Below are 18351 nucleotides of genomic sequence, written 5' to 3' on the forward strand. Positions count from 1 at the left end.
GGAGTTACTTAGCTAGGATCCACCTAGACGCCTGATTCGTCTCAATATTTGCCCCGACAGCGCTTTAGCGGAGCCTAAATAAGCCCGCTAGGACTGCCTTGACTCTTTCAAGGGGTCGGAACAAAAGACGAACGCCAACAATTTTCGGGGACATGAAGTCCATGCAACGCGAGCCGGGGAGGTCCGTGAACGATGTCGCGCGCCACCAATCCTCGGGTCATCGAGGAACTTAGAGACCGTATCGCGCACCTTGAGGGCAGCGCGACGAAAAAGGCCGTGGTGCTGCCCTTCGGCGTTCGCGAGATGGACGAGCGTTTGCCGGGAGGCGGCCTGCCTTATGGGGCTCTCCATGAGATCGCGGGTGGCGGGCCCGGCACGGTGGATGGAGCAGCGGCAGCATTGTTCGCCGCCGGCATTGCCGCGCGCTCAAAGGGCAAGGTGCTTTGGTGCCTGACGAGGCCCGATCTCTTTTTCCCCGCTATCGCCCAGGCAGGCTTGCATCCCGACCGGGTGATCTTCTGCGAAGGCGACAAGGAGGAGGACGTGTTGGCGTCCATGGAAGACGGACTTTCCTTCGGTGGATTGGCAGCAGTGGTCGGGGAACTGGTCCGACTGCCGATGGTCGCATCCCGGCGGCTGCAGTTGGCTGCCGAGAAGACAGGGACCATGGGCCTCGTTGTCCGCCGATGGCGGCGACAGACGGAGGCGTCGGACTTCGGCAATCCCACAGCCTCGACGACACGATGGAGGGTGAGCGTGCTGCCGTCGGAGGCGTTGCCAGTCGCGGGCGTTGGCCGACCGAGGTGGCTCGCGGAATTGATGCGCGTGAAAGCAGGCGAGTGTGCCGAGTTCGAAATTGGAGCCTGTGATGCCAAGGGTCGTCTGTGTCTACTTCCCCACTCTGCCAACAGACCGGATACGTCGGCATGGAGAGGGAACCGTGCCAGTTGACCAGCCTCTCGTCGTCATTTCGAAATCGGGCTCGAAACGCTGGGTCTCTGCTGCCGACACCGCCGCGCGCAAACTTGGCCTCAAGCTCGGTATGCCGGCGAGCAAAGCCCAGGCCGTCGTTGCCAATCTGACCATGATCGATGCAGATCCTGCCGCCGACGCGGCTGCCCTTGAACGCCTGGCGCTGTGGGCGCTCCGGCAATACAGCCCTGTCGTTGCCGTCGACGGCACGGACGGTATCGTCATGGACACCGAAGGTGCCGATCACCTTCAGGGCGGCGAAGCCCTGCTGATTTCCGGGCTGGTCAACGGCTTGAGAGGACGAGGCCTCACCGCTCGTGCAGCGGTCGCCGATACGTGGGGAGCAGCGCACGCGATCACCCGACTGACCTCGGCGGAGACGACCGTTGTTTCGCTAGGCGGCATTGCGAAAGCAGTCGCGCGCCTGCCGATTCACTGTCTCCGGCTCGCCCCGGACACGATCCACGGCCTTCGGGTGATCGGCGTCGAGACCGTCGGTGAGCTCTCTGCGATGCCGCGCGCCCCGTTGACGCTGAGATACGGCCCGGAGGTCGGTCGGCGGCTGGACCAACTGTTCGGCCGGATGGCAGAACCTATCGAGCCTCTGCGGACACCAGAGCTGGTCGAGGTGGCCAAGAACTTTCAGGAGCCGATCGGCGCCGCCGAGACGATCGCCAAATATGTGCGCCGACTGGTTGGCGAGCTGACCTCCAAACTGGAGACACGCGGTCTTGGCGTCAGACGTTCCGATCTTGTCATCCACCGCGTCGACAACACGCGGCAGTGCATTCGAGCCGGGCTGGCAAAACCGGTCCGAGACTCCGCGCGTCTGTCAAAGCTCCTCTGCGACCGCATCGAAAAAATCGACCCGGGCTTCGGGATAGAGCGGCTCGTGCTTGTCGCGATCCTGGCCGAGCCACTGGAGGAGCGACAGGTCGCATCCTCGCTGATCGAGGAGCAGGTAGTCGATGTCACACCGCTCGTCGACATTCTCGGCAACCGCGGCCAACGTCTCTACCGGGTCACGCCCGTCGCCTCCGATGTGCCCGAGCGATCGGTGATGCGCGTCGGTCCGACGGCCGACGAGACCGGCGCGACATGGGCCGCAAAATGGCCACGGCCGTCGCGGCTGCTGGCGAACCCGGAACGCATCGACGTAACCGCTTTGCTCCCCGACCAGCCACCTGCCGTGTTCACCTGGCGCGGCAAGCGCCGGCGGGTGAAACGGGCAGACGGACCCGAGCGTATCTTTGGCGAATGGTGGGTTCGCCCGAGAGAACACAATGCGGTGCGGGATTACTTTGTCGTCGAGGACGAGGCCGGTGAACGCTACTGGGTATACCGCGCCGGCGACGGCGTGGACACCGACACGGGCTCGCATCTCTGGTTCCTCCACGGGGTGTTCGGATGAGATATGCCGAACTGCAGGTCACCACACATTTCTCGTTCCTGCGCGGTGCGAGTTCGGCGGAGGAGCTGTTCGCCGCGGCTGCAGCGCTTGGCATCGATGCCTTGGGTGTTGTCGATCGCAACTCGCTCGCGGGGATCGTGCGCGCTTGGGAAGCCGCGAAAACCACGGGCGTGCGACTGGTTGTCGGCTGTCGTCTCGATCTTTCCGACGGCATCTCTATCCTGGTCTATCCAACCGACCGGCCAGCCTATTCGAGATTGACCCGGTTGCTTTCGCTTGGAAAGAGCCGTGGCGGCAAGGGCAAGTGCATCCTCGATCTCTCCGATGTGGAAGCCTATAGCGGCGGACTGATTGCGATCCTTATCCCTGATGAGGCTGACGAGACCACTGCAGGCCAGCTTAGGAAGCTCGCTGCGATCTTCGGAGACAGGGCCTACGTTTCGCTCTGCCTGCGACGTCGTCCGAATGATCGCTTGCGGCTCCACAATCTGTCGAACCTGGCCGCCCGTCACAAGGTTAAAACGGTCGTCACCAACGACGTCCTGTTTCATGATCCCGGTCGCCGGCAGTTGCAGGAGATCGTCACCTGCATCCGCAACCGCACCACCATCGACAGCGTCGGCTTCGATCGCGAGCGGCACGCCGATCGGTTCTTAAAAACACCGGAGGAGATGCATCGGCTGTTTTCGGACTATCCGGAGGCGCTGGCGCGAACGCGAGAAATTGTCGAACGCTGTCGCTTCGACATGAGCGAGCTTCAGTATCAATACCCGGAAGAAGCCCTTGTGCCGGGTCTCGACGCGCAGCAGTCGCTGACGAAGTTCGCCTGGGAAGGGGCTACCACCCGATACCCAGAGGGAATCCCCGACAAGGTCCGCAAGGCGATCTTGCACGAACTCGAACTCATCCGGGTGATGAAATACGCACCGTATTTTCTCACAGTCTACAGCATCGTCCGGTTTGCCCGGTCTCAGGGAATTCTGTGCCAGGGGCGGGGGTCGGCAGCGAACTCGGCGGTCTGCTACTGCCTTGGTATTACCAGCATCAATCCGGAAACGGGTGATCTGCTGTTCGAGCGCTTCGTTTCGATGGAACGAGACGAGCCGCCGGATATCGACGTCGATTTCGAGCACGCCCGCCGCGAGGAGGTCATCCAGTGGATCTACGAGACCTACGGCCGCTCACGCTCGGCGCTCTGCTCTACGGTCACCCGCTACCGAGCCAAGGGCGCGCTGCGGGATGTTGGCAAGGCGTTGGGGCTACCGGAAGATCTGATCACCCAGCTTTCCTCGGGAGTCTGGGGCTGGTCGGAAGGCGTGGGCGAAAAGCAGCTCAAAGAAAACAATATGAACACCGCCGACTACCGCCTGAAGTTGGCGCTGGATCTTTCGTCCCAGCTCATGGGTGCCCCCCGCCATCTCGGCCAGCATCCGGGCGGCTTCGTTCTGACCCAGGACAGGCTGGACGATCTGGTGCCGATCGAACCGGCCTCGATGAAGGATCGTCAGGTGGTGGAATGGGACAAGGACGATATCGAGGCGCTCAAATTCATGAAGGTCGACGTGTTGGCGCTCGGGATGCTGACCTGCATGGCGAAATCCTTCGAGCTGCTGCGCGACCACAAGGACATTCCGATGGGCCTGTCTGATGTAGAGCAGGAGGATCCGGCCACATACGCTATGATCCGAAAGGCCGATACGCTCGGTACCTTCCAGATCGAAAGCCGCGCCCAGATGGCGATGCTGCCGCGCCTGAAACCTCGCACATTTTATGACCTCGTCGTGCAGGTGGCCATCGTCCGGCCGGGACCCATCCAAGGCGACATGGTCCATCCGTATCTGAGGCGGCGTGAGGGCAAGGAAAAAATTGAATATCCGACGCCCGAGCTCGAAGCTGTTCTCGGAAAGACGCTCGGCGTACCGCTGTTTCAGGAGAGCGCGATGAAGGTCGCCATGACCTGCGCGGGCTTCACCGCAGGCGAGGCCGACCAGTTGCGCCGGGCAATGGCGACGTTCAAGTTCACGGGCGGGGTCTCGAAGTTCAAGGACAAGCTTGTCGAGGGCATGGTCAAGAACGGCTACACCCGCGAATTTGCCGAGAAGACGTTTACCCAGCTCGAAGGCTTCGGAAGCTACGGTTTCCCGGAAAGCCACGCCGCCAGCTTCGCGCTGATCGCCTATGCCTCCAGCTGGATGAAATGCCACCATCCAGATGTCTTCTGCGCGTCCCTGCTCAACAGCCAGCCGATGGGTTTCTACAGCGTTGCCCAGATCGTCCAGGATGCCCGGAACCACAGCGTCGAAGTCCGGCCGGTCTGCGTCAACCGCTCGCGTTGGGACTGCACCATGGAACGGATCGGCACTTCCGACCGCTTTGCCGTCAGGCTTGGCATGCGTGTTGTCAAGGGATTGTCCACCAACGAGGCCGCCCGCATTATCCTGGCGCGGGCCGAACAGCCGTTTGCATCGGCCGATGACATGTGGCGGCGTTCCGGCGTATCGCCGTCGTCGCTGGTCAAGCTTGCGGAGGCGGATGCTTTCCTGCCGTCGCTGCAACTGGAGCGGCGCCAGGCACTCTGGGATATCAAGGCGCTCCGGGATGAACCCCTGGAGCTTTGGGCGGCCGCCGCTGAGCGCGAAGCCAAGGTGATCGCCGAGATGCAGGAGCCCGACGTGGCGCTGAAGTCGATGACCGAGGGCAGGGAGGTCGTCGAGGACTACTCACACACGGGCCTCACCCTGCGAGCACACCCGATCTCGTTTCTCCGGAAAGACCTCGACCGGAAAGGTATCGTCACCTGCGCAGAGGCGATGGGACAACGAGACGGGAGGTGGCTTTGGACTGCTGGTCTGGTTCTCGTGCGACAGCGGCCAGGATCAGCAAAGGGCGTCATGTTCCTCACGCTGGAAGACGAGTCCGGCATCGTCAACGCCGTGGTCTGGCCATCCCTGTTCGAACGCCAGCGGCGGATTCTGATGACAGCGAGCATGATGGCCATCAATGGCCGTATCCAGCGGGAAGGTGAGGTCGTTCACCTCGTAGCCCAGCGCCTGTTCGATTTCTCCGCCGACCTGTCGAGCGTTGGTAATCGGGACGGCGACTTCCCGCTTCCGCACGGTCGCGGCGACCAGGTCAAGCACGGAGGAGGCCCCGATACACGGGACAATCCCAAGCCCGCAGTGCAGGCGCGCGACATCTATATTCCTGACCTTCACATCGATAATCTGAAGATCAAATCCAGAAACTTCCACTGAGGAGGCCGGTGTGTCGCGTCTGTTTGCAGTCACCAAAAGCCTGGAGGAGATTGTCGCCCATTTCGCGGTCGACATCGCGCCGGCGCTTGATGTTCCGAACGAAACCATCGAAGGCACCCCAGGACTGATGGTCCTTGAGAAGGACGAATTGCGGCTGTTGAAGTCGGTCCCATGGGGTTTTCCGCGACAGACACGCGACATGAGGCGTGAAGGCGAGCCACCGAGCCGCATCGGCCTCGTTGCGGATCTTACCAATCCGCTCTGGGACCGGATCGTCGTCGACCCCAAATACCGCTGCCTGATCCCGCTCACGCATTTTGCAAACCCCGACGGTGTCAAAGGCGAGAAAACCCGATCGTGGTTCTCGAAGAACCGGCAACCCTTGATGGCCTGGGCGGGGTTTGCCAAGAACACTCCAGACTTCGGCCCGGTGTTCGCCGGCATGACCATGACCGCAAACGAAAAGATCAGGCCGTTCGACGATCGGATGCCCGTTTTGCTCGAGCGGCAAGAATACGAGCGCTGGCTTCGCGGTTCAATCGAAGATGTGATCGCCTTCCAGTTTCGCGAGCCGCCATCATCCGATGACTTCGAAATCCTGCATAGCCGCGACCGCTGGCAAAGCGGCGTTTCACCCTCCAAGGCTTCACCCCGTCGGGACAACATGCTTATGTAACAAGGGTTGGCGTTGGGGTTTCGTGTTGAAAGGTCTGCCATATGTGCAACTTGTACACCGTCCGTCTTTCCGCCGCGGAAGTGGCTGCGCACTTTCGTGTGCCGAACCCGATGCAATCGAACGCGCCCGAGGAAGTTTATCCGGGCACCCCCGGGATGGTGGTGACGGAGAATGACGGTGTTCGAGAGCTTCGCTCGATGGTCTGGGGCTTTCCCCTGCGTCTCAAAGGCATGAAACCAGAAGCCAAGCCAAAGCCGGTCAATAACATCGCTGACCTCGCGAAAGGGATGTGGATCGGTCTTGCCCGAAAACCCCAATGGCGATGCCTGATTCCAGTCACGGGTTTTGCCGAAGCCGAGGGGGAGAAGGGCAGGATGACCCGCACCTGGTTTTCCCTGAAGGACCAGCCGGTCTTCGCGTGGGCAGGGCTGTGGCGGATCAGTGACGAGTGGGGTCCGGTCTATTCCGGGGTCATGACGGACGCCAATGCGGCGATCCAACCCGTGCACAACCGGATGCCTGTTCTGTTACAGCCCGATGAGTACGAACAATGGCTGCACGGTACATTCGATGATGCGCTGGCATTTCAAAAACGGACATTTCCGCCTGAGCTGGTGACAATGGAGCGGACCAACGAGCTGTGGGCGAAAAAGAAGTCTGCACCCGAGGCACCGCTGCTGCTTTGATGGCGGCTTCTTCTTGTCGATACCGGAATTCATGCGATGCCAATGACCGCGAGAGGCGAACAGACGCCGCGTTGAGGAATTTCGGTATGCTAGCTCATTTACAATAACAGGGCCGATGGTTCACATCCTTTCAAGGCGGGCAGAGGTGTATTTTGATTTGGTCGCAACACTGCGCCGCGATTCGATTACCAATAGGCTACTTGCAAGTGTTGAAAATCCAAGATGCCGCACGAACTAGATGCCGCACCAACTTTCTGCAAGCGTCCAAGGTGGCAATATTGAGATGATGTGAAGGCATCAATCGGAGTTGAGAATAGCCAGAAGAGCAAGTTTCCGGCTTGCCATATTTGAATTGCCCCGCGTTCAGTCACAGAGCGCTTCCGCCTCTATTTCGACTTCATAGTCTCCGATCAGGTTGCCGGCCTCCAGCAGCGTATTGGCCGGCAGCACGGATGAGAAAACCCGGCCGTGGGCGCGGGAGACAGGCTCCCACTGGTTGGCATCGCGCAGATAGATGCGGGTACGGATAACGTCTTCCATGCTGCCGCCGAGCGCCGAGATGGATGCGGCGATCTTGTCGAGGATGTAGGTTGCCTGCGCACCTGCGTCACCGGGAGCGACGCAGCGGTCGGCGCCGTGGGTGGCGGTGGTGCCGGAGACGAGGATGCGATTGCCGATCCGGACTGCGCGGCTGTAGCCGGCGATCGGCTCCCAGATGCTGCGGGAGGAAACGCGGGAACGGCCGGGCCGACCGGGCACGGCTTGCGCTGTGTAGATCGACGGGATCGCGTCCAGATGATGGCTGAGGTCGCCCGATGCGGTGAGGAAAGGTGGCTTGCGGTATTCGTCGCCGCAATCGCCCGGAATTGGCCGTGTCGCCGAAAAGGCGGCGTTAAGGGCCGCGTGGTCATCGCCATCCAGCGCGAAGGAAAATACCTTGAGATTGTCGTCGCGATGCTCGTTCTCCCCGATGCGCGCGCCGACAATGGTCGCTGCGACTGCCTGATGTTGGAGAACCCAGCGGCTGGCGACGTTCGAGATCGAGACCTCGTGCTTTGCCGCGATACTGCTGGCTGTGCGCAGAATACCCTGAAACGCACTCCAGCCGCCGGCGGTATCGATGAAGCGCTTGTATTTCGAGCGGCTCCAGTCGGCGATGGTCGTGGGCTCCGGTTGGCCGAGCCATTTTTCCGAGAGAAAGCCGCCGCAGAGCGTGCCATAGGCGAGCAGCCTGACGCCGCTTTTGGCGCAGAGATCCGACAATGCTTCAGCCGCCCGGCGATCGACCAGCGAGAACGAGACCTGATTGGTGGCGATGTCGATGCCGTCGGCCAGCGCCAGTGCCAGATGCCCGGCGTCGAAATTGGTAAGCCCCAGCGCGCCGATCAGGCCTTCCTTGCGCAGGCGCTGCATTTCGTGCAGGGCATCGAGCCAGCCGGGGTGCTCGAAGCTCCACCAATGGAACTGAAGCAAATCGACCTTGTCAACACCAAGCCGGATCAGGCGCTCCTCGACGCCGCGCCGTACCACATCCGCCGTCATCGGACCCGGTTCGGGGCACCATTTGGTAAATGCAACCGGTCGGTTGCCGCCTTTATAACGCGCCAGCAACCGACCGGTGATCAGTTCGGCCGAGCCGTAGTGATCGGCCATGTCGAAGGTGTCGAATCCGTCACGGGCATAGGCCTGCAACGCATCGGCGCCCTTGTCGGGATCGATGGTCGTGCCGCCCTTCTCGATGTCGGCCACCTGCCAGAGCCCGCAGACGACGCGGCTTATGGTGAGGTCTTCGGTGATTGCGACGCGGTCGGGCAGGTGAGGCATGGTTTTATTCCTTGGATTTTTGTGCGAGCTTGCGCGTCTGCGATGCCAGCGCGCTGGAAGCGCCAAGGATGCCGCGGGGGCGCATCAGGAGGATCAGGCAAAGGCCGACCCCGATCATGACGATCTGCAGCGATGCGGCACGTGCCTGTTGCTCCGGTGGTACGAAAGCGGAAACGGCGGCCGCCGACAGCGCCCAGAGACCCCAGACAAGCACGGCGCCGAGGATCGCGCCGCGATTGTTGCCAGAGCCGCCGACGATCAGCATCGCCCAGACCTGGAAGGTCAGGATTGGCAGATAATTGTCCGGCGCGATGAAGCCGATGAAGTGCCCTTGCGCGGCACCTGCAAGCCCCATAATTGCGCCACCGATGGTAAAGGCCTGCAGCCGGAAACGGATGGGTCGCTTGCCGAGCGCCTGCGCTGCCGCCTCATCCTCGCGGATTGCCCGGAGCACACGCCCCCAAGGGCTTTTCGCCAGATGCTGCAGCGCAAGGTAAAGCGCCAGTACGACGGCTGCCATCAGCGCGAGATTGGAGAGGCCGAAGGCGAGTGGATTTCCTGCCAGACTGCTGAACGGCCGGGGTATGAAGCCGATGCCGAAGGCGCCACCGGTGAGCGGCTGAAGGTTAAGGACGCAGAGCTGCACGGTGACCGCAACGCCGAACGTGGCGATTGCAAGATAATCGGACCGCAGCCGGATGGTGAGCGCGCCGACAAGCCAGGCAGCAAAGCCGGCAACCATCGCTCCTCCGATCCAGCCGACGGCAATCGGCAGGTCGAAGCCGCCAACGCGATCGGCGGCATCGGGTGTTGTCAGCAGTGCCGATATATAGGCGCCGATAGCGACAAAGGCGGCGATGCCGACGTTGAACAGGCCCGTCTGGCCCCATTGTAAGTTAAGGCCGAGGCACATAATGGCATAGGTCAGCGCCATCGTGAGGAAGAAAGAGACATAGGCTATCAGGTCGAGGCTCATGCCGCTCTCCCGAACAGGCCGCGGGGACGCAAAAGCAGAACCGCAACAAGAATAATGAAAGAGACGGCCGCGCGCCATTCCGCACCGACCAGTTGCACGGCTGCTGCCTCTGACAGTCCGACGATCAACCCGGCAATCATCGCGCCGGGCACGCTGCCGATGCCGCCAAGGATCGCTGCGGCAAACAGCGGCAGCAGCAGGTCGTGGCCGAGATATGGGCGGATCTGCACAAGAAGCCCGGTCATGATGCCGGCGATACAGGCGAGCACTGCGCCGACGAACCAGACCACGCAGATCACCCGCCGCACATCCACGCCGGCAATGCCCGCAAGCGCCGGGTTTTCGCTTACTGCCCGCATCGAACGGCCGATGTCGGTACGCGTCATCAATAGATGAATCGCGATGACGGCGACGAGCGCGACGCCGAGCGATAGAAGCTGATCCGGCGTCGCGCGTAGGCCGCCGCCGATCTGGACGGCTATCTGCAGCGCCTTGGTGTAGTAGGCGGGTTTGGACGTGAAAATGAATTCGAGCAGGCTGCGCAACGCCAGCGAAGCGCCGAAGCTCGCCATTACAAGAATGATCACGACGCCGCCGCGCGCCCGCAGGCGACCGAACAGAACGGCGTCGACGGCGAGCGCCAGTAAGCCAGTCAGAAGAATCGCAAGGATCGCCGCAAGCGGCAGGGACCAGCCGAAGGAGAACGGGCCGATAGGCTTCGTAAGCGTGGTCGAGAGCAGTCCGAGACCACCGCTTACCGCCAGCGCAAGATAGGCGCCCCAAGACAGCATTTCGCCGTGGGCAAAATTTGCAAATCGCAGGATCGAATAGGTCAACGTCACGCCGATCGCACCCAGGCCGATCATCGCACCGGCGATCAGACCGTCCATCAGAAATTGCGGGTTCATGGCCGCTTCGCCTCCTGCGACTGTGATGTGCCGAGATAGAGCCTGGCAATCAGCGGATCGCCGAGCAGGGAAGACGCTTCGCCCTCATGGCGGATCTTGCCTTCTACCAGGATGACGGCGCGGCTGGCGATGGCCAGCGCCGCCTTCACATTCTGTTCGACCAGAATGACGGTAACGCCACCGGCATTGATTTGCTTCAGCATGGCAAAGACCTCCGCCACGATCTTCGGCGACAGGCCAGCCGAGGGCTCGTCGAGAATGAGCACCGTCGGATCGACGGCCAGCGCCCGGGCGACAGCCAGCATCTGCCGCTGCCCGCCGGAAAGCGCTCCCGCCAGTCGCGACGGCTTTGTCGCTAGATCGGGAAAGCGCCGGTAGAGCGCCGCGATCTTTTCCGCCCGCAGAGGTTTCGGCAATATAGCGACGGCAAGCTGCAGGTTTTCGTGGATGGTCAGCGTTGCGAAGATGTTTTCCGTTTGTGGCACGAAGGCGAGGCCTTTACCGATCTTGCGATGGGCGGCGACGCGGCTGATGTCGCGATCGCCGAGCCATATGCTGCCGGAGTGCAAGGGCACGACGCCGGCGATCGCCTTGACCAGCGTCGACTTGCCGGCGCCGTTCGGCCCCAGAAGCACCAGCAGTTCGCCCGGCGAGGCAGAGAGATCGACACCGCGCACGATCGGCAGGTCGGGCTCGTATCCGGCAACAAGTGCGCGGGTTTCAAGAGCGGGCACCGTCATGCCACCGCACCGAGATAGGCCTCGATCACATCCGAATTGGAGGCGACATCGGCGCACGTACCCTCGGCCAGCGGCTTGCCCAGCGCCATGGCGACGACACGCGAGCAGAGCCGCGAGACCATATCCATGTTGTGTTCGATCAGCAGGATCGACTTGCCCTCGGCATTGAGCGAAATAACGCGCTCCATGATGATCTCAAGCAGCGCAGGATTGACGCCAGCGGCCGGCTCGTCAAGCAGGATGGCTTGCGGATCGGCCATCAGGATGCGCGCCAGTTCCAGAAGCTTGCGCTGGCCGCCGGAAAGCACCCTGGCAGGCTGCGCCTCGAGGCCCGACAGCGTCACGAATTCCAGCAGTGCGCGCGCCTTGTCGATCGCCAGCTTTTCCTGCCGACGGACATGACCGGGGCGCAGGAAGTTTGCGAGAAGGTTTTCGCCGTCCTGCGCCTGCGCGCCGGCCAGAACATTTTCGAGCACGCTCATGTCGAGAAAGGGTTTGGGAATCTGGAAGGTACGCCCGACGCCGCGGCTGATGCGCTTTTCAGGGCTTTCCTGCGAGACATCCAAACCGTCGACCCAAATCTCGCCCGATGTCGGCTTCAGGCTGCCGGCGATCAGGTTGAAGAGCGTCGTCTTGCCCGCGCCGTTCGGCCCGATCAGCCCGACCATCTCGCCGGCGGCGAGGCTGAGCGACATGCCGGCAACCGCAGTGTTGCCCTCGAATGTCTTCACCAGATTGAGGGCATCGATCACCGCCCGGGCAGTGGGCGTAGCGTTCAATGTTGCTTGTGACACGGGAGAGGGCATGATTGAAAGAAGGCTCTTGATTTGATCGGTGATGTTTGATCAAACTTTACTGCATAGAGAAATGCAACCCAAAAAAGCGGCCGGAGCTGGTGGGATGTCTGTCCAAATGAGGAAAGCCTCCGAAATTGTTATTGCTGGCCCTGATCGCGACGACGCCCTGTCGCCGGTCGGTCGCGAGACTCTGCAGGACCGAGTCTATGCGCAGCTGCGTAATTCGCTGATCAACGGTATGTTCGACGCCGGAGATGTTCTGCGCATCGTCGATCTCGCTGAACGGCTGCAGACAAGTACGATGCCGGTGCGCGAGGCGCTGGGGCGGCTTGTTTCCGAGCAGGCGCTGGAATCCCTGCCCAACCGGTCGGTGCGCGTGCCGCTGATCACCCGTGACCGCCTCAACGACCTCGCCCGCGCCCGTATCTTGATCGAGGGGCAGATGGTGGCGCTGGCTTTGCCCAATCTCACCAATGACGATTTCGCGATACTGAAACAGATCAACGTCGATTGCGACAAAGCCTTCGATCAGCATGGCAAAGACATCGGGCATGTCACCTCGGCACTGAACCAGCGCTTTCATTTCCACATTTATCAAGCTGCGCGCTCGCAGGTGCTGATCCCGATCGTCGAGAGCCTTTGGCTGCAATCGGGCGCCATAATTCGCAAGGCGGCGCATATCCATGATGAACAGGGGGGATTGGCGGCGACCAACCACCACTGGGCCCTGATAGATGCACTGGAGAGGCGCGATGTCGAAAGCGCGATGCAGTCGTTGTCCAACGATATCAGTCGATCCTTCGACCTTATCCGCGGTCGGCTTGATAGGGCACCCTATATCACAGTGGAGGGCGCGAGCCATGACTGACCCCGTGGACGATGGTTTCGACCTGTTCGACCTGCGTGTCGATATCATCATTCCCGAAGGCGGTAACGTCTATTGCGGCGCAAAGCCCGGCGATCATTTCGAGCTGCAGGGCGAGATGCTGCACCTGCCGCCGGGGCAGGGCATCTCCCTCTACTCGCTGTCGTCCGTCCTGCCGCTTCTGGCCGCCAAGCAGCGCCCGACGCATCGTAACGACTGGATGACCACGGATGCCGATATCGCCTGCCCGGACCCGAATTGCTCTACCCGGCTGAGGATCACCCGCACGGGCATCCGCCGTTTCAGCCATGCCGCGACGACGGCTGTTCCCTTGATTGACGAATAGGACCGACATCATGCAACGCATTACCATCGCCCCTAACTACGACATCTCCCGCGTCATACGCGGTGGCTGGCAGCTGGCGGGCGGGCATGGCGCTGTTGATGCCGACCGCGCCGTCGAGGACATGATCGCTTTTGCCGATGCCGGCATCACCACGTTCGATTGTGCGGATATCTACACCGGCGTCGAGGAACTGATCGGTCGCTTTCGTTTGGCCTACAGGAACCTGCGCGGCGCCGAGGCGCTGGCGCGCATCCGCGTACACACCAAATTCGTGCCGGATCTGGCGGTGCTGCCCATTATCAGCAAGGCCTATGTCGAGAGTGTCATCGACACATCGCGCCAGCGGCTCAATCTTGATTGCCTCGATCTCGTGCAGTTTCACTGGTGGGCCTATGACATCCCGGGCTGGCTGGAAACGGCAGGCTGGCTGAAGGAGCTGCACCAGGCCGGCAAGATCGGCAAGATCAGCGGCACCAATTTCGACAGCGACCATATTGAGGCAATCGTTGGCGCTGGCGTGCCATTCACCTCGCTGCAACTACAATACTCGCTGCTCGACCGGCGCCCGGAAAAGCGCATGGTGCAGCTAGCGGCCGAGAAGAATTTCGCGCTGTTCTGCTATGGCACGGTGGCCGGCGGCTTCCTCGGCGATCGCTGGCTCGGCAAGCCTGAGCCGGATCATCCGCTCGAAAACAGGTCACTGACCAAGTACAAGCTGATTATCGACGATTTTGGCGGCTGGGACCTGTTCCAGGCGCTGCTCTCGACGCTCAGAAAAATCGCCGACCGCCATCAGGTGGATATCGCCACCGTTGCAAGCGCTGCCATGCTCACCAAGCCGGGCGCGGCCGCAGTCATCGTCGGCGCCCGCAATCGCAATCACCTGCCATCGAATCTCGCGATTGCCGATATCGCGCTTACGGTAACCGATCTGGCGGAGATCGAGGCGATCCGAAGCCAAGCACATCCTCTGGATGGCGACGTCTATACGCTGGAGCGGGACCGGGAGGGCCGCCACGGCAGCATCATGAAATACAATCTCAACAAAGGGGAATAACAATGAGAACCACATTTCTGCTTTCCGCCATGGTCGCTGCCCTCGCCGCATCCACGGCGCCAACCTTCGCAGCCGACTGCGACATCACCGTCGGTCTCGTCATGGAGCTGACAGGCCCTGCCGGCGAATATGGCCAGGCGGGTGCCAAGTCCGTCGAAATGGCCTTTCGCGATTTTAACGATGCCGGTGGCGTCGACGGCTGCAAGATTGTGGCCGATACGCGCGACAGCCAGAGCCAGGGCAACGTCGCCGTCGATCAGGCAACCCAGCTGGTTAACATCAAGAAAGTTCCCGTCATCATCGGCGGCATCATCTCGTCAGTTTCCATCCCGATCCTGACCTCGGTCACCGCACCGGCCGGCATCGTGCAGGTCTCGCCGGCTTCGTCGTCGCCAACGCTCACCGAGCTTGGCCGCGAGGGCAAGACCAATGGTGTGTTCTTCCGCACCATCACATCAGATGCCCTCCAGGGGACCGCCGCTGCCAAGTATGCACTGGACCAAGGCCTGAAGAAGATCGCAATCATCAACGTCAACAACGATTTTGGCGTGAATATGGTGAAAGAATTCATCACCGCCTACGAAAAGCTTGGCGGCACCATCAGCTCGACCACGCCTTACAACGAGAAGCAGTCGAGCTATGCGTCTGAAGCCAGTGCTGCCATGGCGGGTGAGCCGGATGCGCTCTATCTCGTCAGCACTCCGGTTGACGGCGCAACGATCGCTCGCGCATGGATCTCCGGCGGAGGCAAGCAGACCTTCCTCCTGAACGACGGCATGAACTCAAAGGACTTCATCGAGAGCGTCGGTGCGCAGTATCTCGAAAATGCCTATGGCACGTCGTCCGGTACCAGCCCGACAGCATCGACCGAGTATTTCAACAGCAACTACGAGGCTTTCTCAGGCGGCATTTCTCCGACCGCGCCGGCTGCGGATCGTTCTTACGATGCAGGTGCGATCGTTGCGCTCGCCATTGCGAAGGCCGGCAAGTCGGATGCTGCTGCCATCAAGGCCGCGATGCCTGAAGTAGTCGCCGAAGGTGGATCCCCCATCCATGCCGGTAAGGAAGAGTTTGCAAAGGCCCTGCAGCTGATCAAAGACGGCAAGCCCGTCAAGTACGAAGGCGTCATCGGTCCAGTAAGCTTCGACCAGTATGGCGATATCACCGGCCCGTTCCGCCTTTGGAAGATAACCAATGGCGATGTGAGAACGGTAGGCGAACTGAGTGCCGAAGAGGTCACCAAGATCAAGGCTGCGAAATAAGCCAAACGTGGGCTTGGGGCAGCGCCCCAGGCCCACCACGTCCTATTCCACGGCAGAGTGTCTTAGGCTAAAGTGTGCAAAGACCATATTCAACGTTCTGCATCTATGCGGCCGAGATGAGAAAATAGCGTGATCGATCCCGCATGCCGCACAAAGATAACGACGCCCGCCGTCATGCCATGGGCAAGATGAAGTTAAGGTGGCGAACTGGCAGCAGTATGAGGGGGCTTCGCCGCCTTGGCATTTTAACCCTTTGGAGAAAGACGAACGCAGTGGCGTGTGGGGCATCTCCACGGCGCGCAAACCGCGCGGGGACAGCCTCTCCGTTCGGATCTGGCTATCGAAACGACGCTGGTGCTGAGCATTGTGTGTGGGCTACGGCTGCGCCCGAGCGGAGGGCTTTTGAGTTTTGTCTTTGATATGTTGGGATTGGATTTGCGTGTGCACGATCACGCCACGCTCAGCAGCAGATCCAAACATGGCTGGCAGCCACTGGATAGCGGCAACGACCGGCAGCATCCTCCGGACGGCGCCATTCACGTTCTGGTCGACGGTACCGGGCTGAAAGTCTATGGCGCGGGCCAATGGCTGGAAGAAACGCACGGAGCGAAGTTTCGACGTAGCTGGGGAAGACTGCACCTTACTGATGATGCCGACAATGGCGAGATGATTGGATGCTGGAGATGCCTCGCAACTGTTGCCCTGTTGGATCAGATCGATGATTAGATAGGCCAGCTCACTGCCAATGCAGCTTATGGCGCGAAGGTGGAGGTAATTACGCGACGCGACACACTGTCGCCGTTTGCTGTCAAATGTAAGGAGAAACGCAAGCGCGAATTTCCCCGCTGAACGCCCGGTAAGTATTGTTGTCCGGGTCATAGGAGCGATAGCGCGCGAAGCACCATTGAGAATGGGTGTCTCCGGTGTATCTGAGGTCACTGATGTCAGCGGCGTGGTCGACCTCAGCGTTTGTCGCAGGGTTATGAACCGAAGCTGCAAAAGGAGGCTCACATTCACGGCGTACACCTATGTAGGGCTGATATGTGTTGTCTGAGGCGCGATACGACCTGTAACGCTCTGCGCACCATGCCGCCACTTCCGTGTCGGCTTGGTAATTTGAGGTCAGCCCAACGCCTGCCATTTCGCCCTCGTCGGTTGAGCCGGGTCGTACATCGCGCATCGAAGGTTGGATCTCTTTCGCGACGATGTTGTCCGCGCTGAAACTCATCACCGCCGACTTCGGCAGTTCAACGACGAGAGCGGGAAGGCGCTCAAAATTTTGCTTGCTGGGATCGACTGACACTGGACGGGATGTCCAAAATGATGTGATGTCAATATTCCCCAGCTTTTCGATTTCACGCTCCGGAAGGTAATTGGGGATGGCCATGACACTCCCGGCAATTGCGGTCAGCGAGAGTGCGATGCCCAACACGGGCGCGATTGGATAGCTCATCGTTTAGCTCCTGCGTTCCGACTGGTCCCGAGTAGAGGCGAGGGAGAACGGTCATGCTGGTAAGGCTTCAGAATGTCTCAAAACGAGCTGCCGCATCCTGATAGCGTGGTCATTGGGCCATCAAACGCAACTGCTGTTATGGAGTTCCGCCTTGAAGTGTCGATACCGCGTCTGTTGGTCCTTTGCTGCGGCAAAGCAGGACTAAAGTCCTAGATCGAACGGACCATAAGGGCTCGATGTGTTTGACACCGACTGTCAACCGGGGGCGGGCTGTTCCATGACGGATTGACTATCGGAGTCAGGCAATAGACCGCTAATAAGATATCGCCATCGCCGCAACGGCGTGTGGCCGGATACGTCTGTAGGCTGCCTCTACGAAGCCGTAGATGCCGAACGCAAGGAGACCAACTGCAGCGATGGCGTAAAGGCCAGCACCGAAGGGAAGTTGGCGGACCCATGACAAGGCCTCCGAAATGCCGCCTGCCTGGCCTGGATCTACTGTGAAGGCCGCATAGATGAAGAACATCCCGGTGATGATAAATACGCCGCCGCGGGCCGCAAGGCCGTAGAGGCAAATCCAATCTACGGCAGTTCTGGCGGTATCGGGGATTTCTAGGTATTTCCGGTATCCGTGGCCTACCCCTTTAACGATCTGTGCCGCTCCCGCGCCGACGATAGCCAAGCCCACGCCCGTCACCAAATATCGACCGAAGGGTTGTTCAAACAGCCAGGCAGCGAGGGTCGCCTCGCCTTCAGAACCTCCTTGTTTGTCGAAAGCAAGGGCCAAACTCGCTGCATAAATTGCTAAGCTGCTGTAGGTCACTGCGCTGATCAGTAGGGCTACTCGTATGCCATACCCTTTGAGGGTCGCGGGGTGACCATCAGAGTTGGCTAATGACTGTGCGAAACGCCACGCGATGAAGCCAAACAGCCCTACTGTGATCACCCCGAGCCAGACACGTCCAAATGGCTGTCCAAGCACTACGTTGAGAGCGGATTTCGAGTTTGGCTCACCGCCACCGATTGATGAAGACAGCGCGAGCCCGGCAACGAGCACGTAGACGAGGCCGCGTGCGGCATAGCCGGATCGGGAAAGCCATATCAACGGTGACTGGATTTGCATG

Annotated in this window: 16 protein-coding genes and 1 pseudogene; 10 read left to right on the plus strand and 7 right to left on the minus strand. The window is 60.7% G+C overall.

Annotation, left to right across the window (positions count from 1 at the left end; all coding sequences use genetic code 11):
- The first annotated feature begins 192 nt into the window (after positions 1-192).
- The 5 genes from ASD32_RS24130 to ASD32_RS24150 are packed head-to-tail and all read left to right on the plus strand — an operon-like array spanning position 193 to position 6999.
- The gene (locus ASD32_RS24130) at positions 193-951 is read left to right on the plus strand and encodes an ImuA family protein (RefSeq protein ID WP_060640576.1); all 759 of its coding nucleotides are present in this window, start codon (positions 193-195) and stop codon (positions 949-951) included.
- Positions 869-2383 (plus strand): DNA polymerase Y family protein, encoded by a 1515-nt coding sequence (locus ASD32_RS24135; RefSeq protein ID WP_200953639.1) that lies wholly within the window; start codon positions 869-871, stop codon positions 2381-2383. Before ASD32_RS24130 ends, ASD32_RS24135 begins: the two co-directional genes overlap by 83 nt.
- Positions 2380-5637 carry an error-prone DNA polymerase gene (locus ASD32_RS24140; protein ID WP_060640578.1) on the plus strand — a complete coding sequence of 1086 codons (3258 nt, stop codon included), beginning with the start codon at positions 2380-2382 and terminating at the stop codon, positions 5635-5637. The genes ASD32_RS24135 and ASD32_RS24140 overlap by 4 nt, the downstream gene beginning before the upstream one ends.
- Before the next feature lie 10 nt (positions 5638-5647).
- Complete coding sequence (locus tag ASD32_RS24145) at positions 5648-6313, plus strand: SOS response-associated peptidase family protein (RefSeq protein WP_060640579.1); 666 nt, start codon at positions 5648-5650, stop codon at positions 6311-6313.
- Between the two features lie 41 nt (positions 6314-6354).
- Positions 6355-6999: an SOS response-associated peptidase family protein gene (locus tag ASD32_RS24150; protein WP_082546910.1), complete on the plus strand. Its 645-nt coding sequence runs from the start codon at positions 6355-6357 to the stop codon at positions 6997-6999.
- Between the two features lie 363 nt (positions 7000-7362).
- Here the strand turns inward: ASD32_RS24150 and ASD32_RS24155 are convergent, their stop codons facing one another.
- From ASD32_RS24155 to ASD32_RS24175, 5 genes are read right to left on the minus strand one after another with little or no spacing between them, the layout of a single operon-like run.
- The gene (locus ASD32_RS24155) at positions 7363-8823 is read right to left on the minus strand and encodes an aldo/keto reductase (protein ID WP_060640580.1); all 1461 of its coding nucleotides are present in this window, start codon (positions 8821-8823) and stop codon (positions 7363-7365) included.
- 4 nt (positions 8824-8827) lie between these two features.
- Complete coding sequence (locus ASD32_RS24160; protein ID WP_060640581.1) at positions 8828-9799, minus strand: branched-chain amino acid ABC transporter permease; 972 nt, start codon at positions 9797-9799, stop codon at positions 8828-8830.
- Positions 9796-10707 carry a branched-chain amino acid ABC transporter permease gene (locus ASD32_RS24165; RefSeq protein ID WP_060640582.1) on the minus strand — a complete coding sequence of 304 codons (912 nt, stop codon included), beginning with the start codon at positions 10705-10707 and terminating at the stop codon, positions 9796-9798. The genes ASD32_RS24160 and ASD32_RS24165 overlap by 4 nt, the downstream gene beginning before the upstream one ends.
- On the minus strand, positions 10704-11447 hold the full coding sequence (locus ASD32_RS24170) for an ABC transporter ATP-binding protein (protein ID WP_060640583.1): 744 nt from the start codon (positions 11445-11447) through the stop codon (positions 10704-10706). The genes ASD32_RS24165 and ASD32_RS24170 overlap by 4 nt, the downstream gene beginning before the upstream one ends.
- Complete coding sequence (locus tag ASD32_RS24175) at positions 11444-12253, minus strand: ABC transporter ATP-binding protein (RefSeq protein WP_060640584.1); 810 nt, start codon at positions 12251-12253, stop codon at positions 11444-11446. The genes ASD32_RS24170 and ASD32_RS24175 overlap by 4 nt, the downstream gene beginning before the upstream one ends.
- 106 nt (positions 12254-12359) lie before the next feature.
- Between ASD32_RS24175 and ASD32_RS24180 the strand changes: the two genes are divergently transcribed.
- From ASD32_RS24180 to ASD32_RS24200, 5 genes and pseudogenes are all read left to right on the plus strand, one after another.
- Entirely contained in the window at positions 12360-13112 is a 753-nt protein-coding gene (locus ASD32_RS24180; protein WP_060640585.1) for a GntR family transcriptional regulator, read from the plus strand.
- Positions 13105-13455 (plus strand): TIGR04076 family protein, encoded by a 351-nt coding sequence (locus tag ASD32_RS24185; RefSeq protein WP_060640586.1) that lies wholly within the window; start codon positions 13105-13107, stop codon positions 13453-13455. Before ASD32_RS24180 ends, ASD32_RS24185 begins: the two co-directional genes overlap by 8 nt.
- Positions 13456-13465: 10 nt before the next feature.
- Positions 13466-14512, plus strand: coding sequence for an aldo/keto reductase (locus ASD32_RS24190; RefSeq protein WP_060640587.1), 1047 nt, complete (start codon positions 13466-13468; stop codon positions 14510-14512).
- 29 nt (positions 14513-14541) lie between these two features.
- The gene (locus tag ASD32_RS24195) at positions 14542-15774 is read left to right on the plus strand and encodes an ABC transporter substrate-binding protein (RefSeq protein WP_060640691.1); all 1233 of its coding nucleotides are present in this window, start codon (positions 14542-14544) and stop codon (positions 15772-15774) included.
- A 199-nt stretch (positions 15775-15973) separates the two neighbouring features.
- A pseudogene (locus tag ASD32_RS24200) lies at positions 15974-16497 on the plus strand (transposase); the annotation flags it as partial.
- 85 nt (positions 16498-16582) lie between these two features.
- Here the strand turns inward: ASD32_RS24200 and ASD32_RS24205 are convergent.
- Positions 16583-17227 carry a BA14K family protein gene (locus ASD32_RS24205; protein WP_060640589.1) on the minus strand — a complete coding sequence of 215 codons (645 nt, stop codon included), beginning with the start codon at positions 17225-17227 and terminating at the stop codon, positions 16583-16585.
- 313 nt (positions 17228-17540) lie between these two features.
- The gene (locus ASD32_RS24210; RefSeq protein ID WP_060640590.1) at positions 17541-18350 is read right to left on the minus strand and encodes a DUF1206 domain-containing protein; all 810 of its coding nucleotides are present in this window, start codon (positions 18348-18350) and stop codon (positions 17541-17543) included.
- Position 18351 lies beyond the last annotated feature (1 nt).

This window comes from Rhizobium sp. Root483D2, assembly GCF_001426685.1.
GTDB lineage: Bacteria > Pseudomonadota > Alphaproteobacteria > Rhizobiales > Rhizobiaceae > Pararhizobium > Pararhizobium qamdonense.

What these genes read in the sequence shown, in the direction of transcription:
- ASD32_RS24130 (WP_060640576.1), top strand. Translation starts at nt 193, where the DNA reads ATGTCGCGCGCCACCAATCCTCGGGTCATCGAGGAACTTAGAGACCGT.
- ASD32_RS24135 (WP_200953639.1), top strand. Translation starts at nt 869, where the DNA reads ATGCCAAGGGTCGTCTGTGTCTACTTCCCCACTCTGCCAACAGACCGG.
- ASD32_RS24140 (WP_060640578.1), top strand. Translation starts at nt 2,380, where the DNA reads ATGAGATATGCCGAACTGCAGGTCACCACACATTTCTCGTTCCTGCGC.
- ASD32_RS24150 (WP_082546910.1), top strand. Translation starts at nt 6,355, where the DNA reads ATGTGCAACTTGTACACCGTCCGTCTTTCCGCCGCGGAAGTGGCTGCG.
- ASD32_RS24155 (WP_060640580.1), bottom strand. Translation starts at nt 8,823, where the DNA reads ATGCCTCACCTGCCCGACCGCGTCGCAATCACCGAAGACCTCACCATA.
- ASD32_RS24160 (WP_060640581.1), bottom strand. Translation starts at nt 9,799, where the DNA reads ATGAGCCTCGACCTGATAGCCTATGTCTCTTTCTTCCTCACGATGGCG.
- ASD32_RS24165 (WP_060640582.1), bottom strand. Translation starts at nt 10,707, where the DNA reads ATGAACCCGCAATTTCTGATGGACGGTCTGATCGCCGGTGCGATGATC.
- ASD32_RS24170 (WP_060640583.1), bottom strand. Translation starts at nt 11,447, where the DNA reads ATGACGGTGCCCGCTCTTGAAACCCGCGCACTTGTTGCCGGATACGAG.
- ASD32_RS24175 (WP_060640584.1), bottom strand. Translation starts at nt 12,253, where the DNA reads ATGCCCTCTCCCGTGTCACAAGCAACATTGAACGCTACGCCCACTGCC.
- ASD32_RS24180 (WP_060640585.1), top strand. Translation starts at nt 12,360, where the DNA reads ATGAGGAAAGCCTCCGAAATTGTTATTGCTGGCCCTGATCGCGACGAC.
- ASD32_RS24185 (WP_060640586.1), top strand. Translation starts at nt 13,105, where the DNA reads ATGACTGACCCCGTGGACGATGGTTTCGACCTGTTCGACCTGCGTGTC.
- ASD32_RS24190 (WP_060640587.1), top strand. Translation starts at nt 13,466, where the DNA reads ATGCAACGCATTACCATCGCCCCTAACTACGACATCTCCCGCGTCATA.
- ASD32_RS24195 (WP_060640691.1), top strand. Translation starts at nt 14,542, where the DNA reads ATGGTCGCTGCCCTCGCCGCATCCACGGCGCCAACCTTCGCAGCCGAC.
- ASD32_RS24205 (WP_060640589.1), bottom strand. Translation starts at nt 17,227, where the DNA reads ATGAGCTATCCAATCGCGCCCGTGTTGGGCATCGCACTCTCGCTGACC.
- ASD32_RS24210 (WP_060640590.1), bottom strand. Translation starts at nt 18,350, where the DNA reads ATGCAAATCCAGTCACCGTTGATATGGCTTTCCCGATCCGGCTATGCC.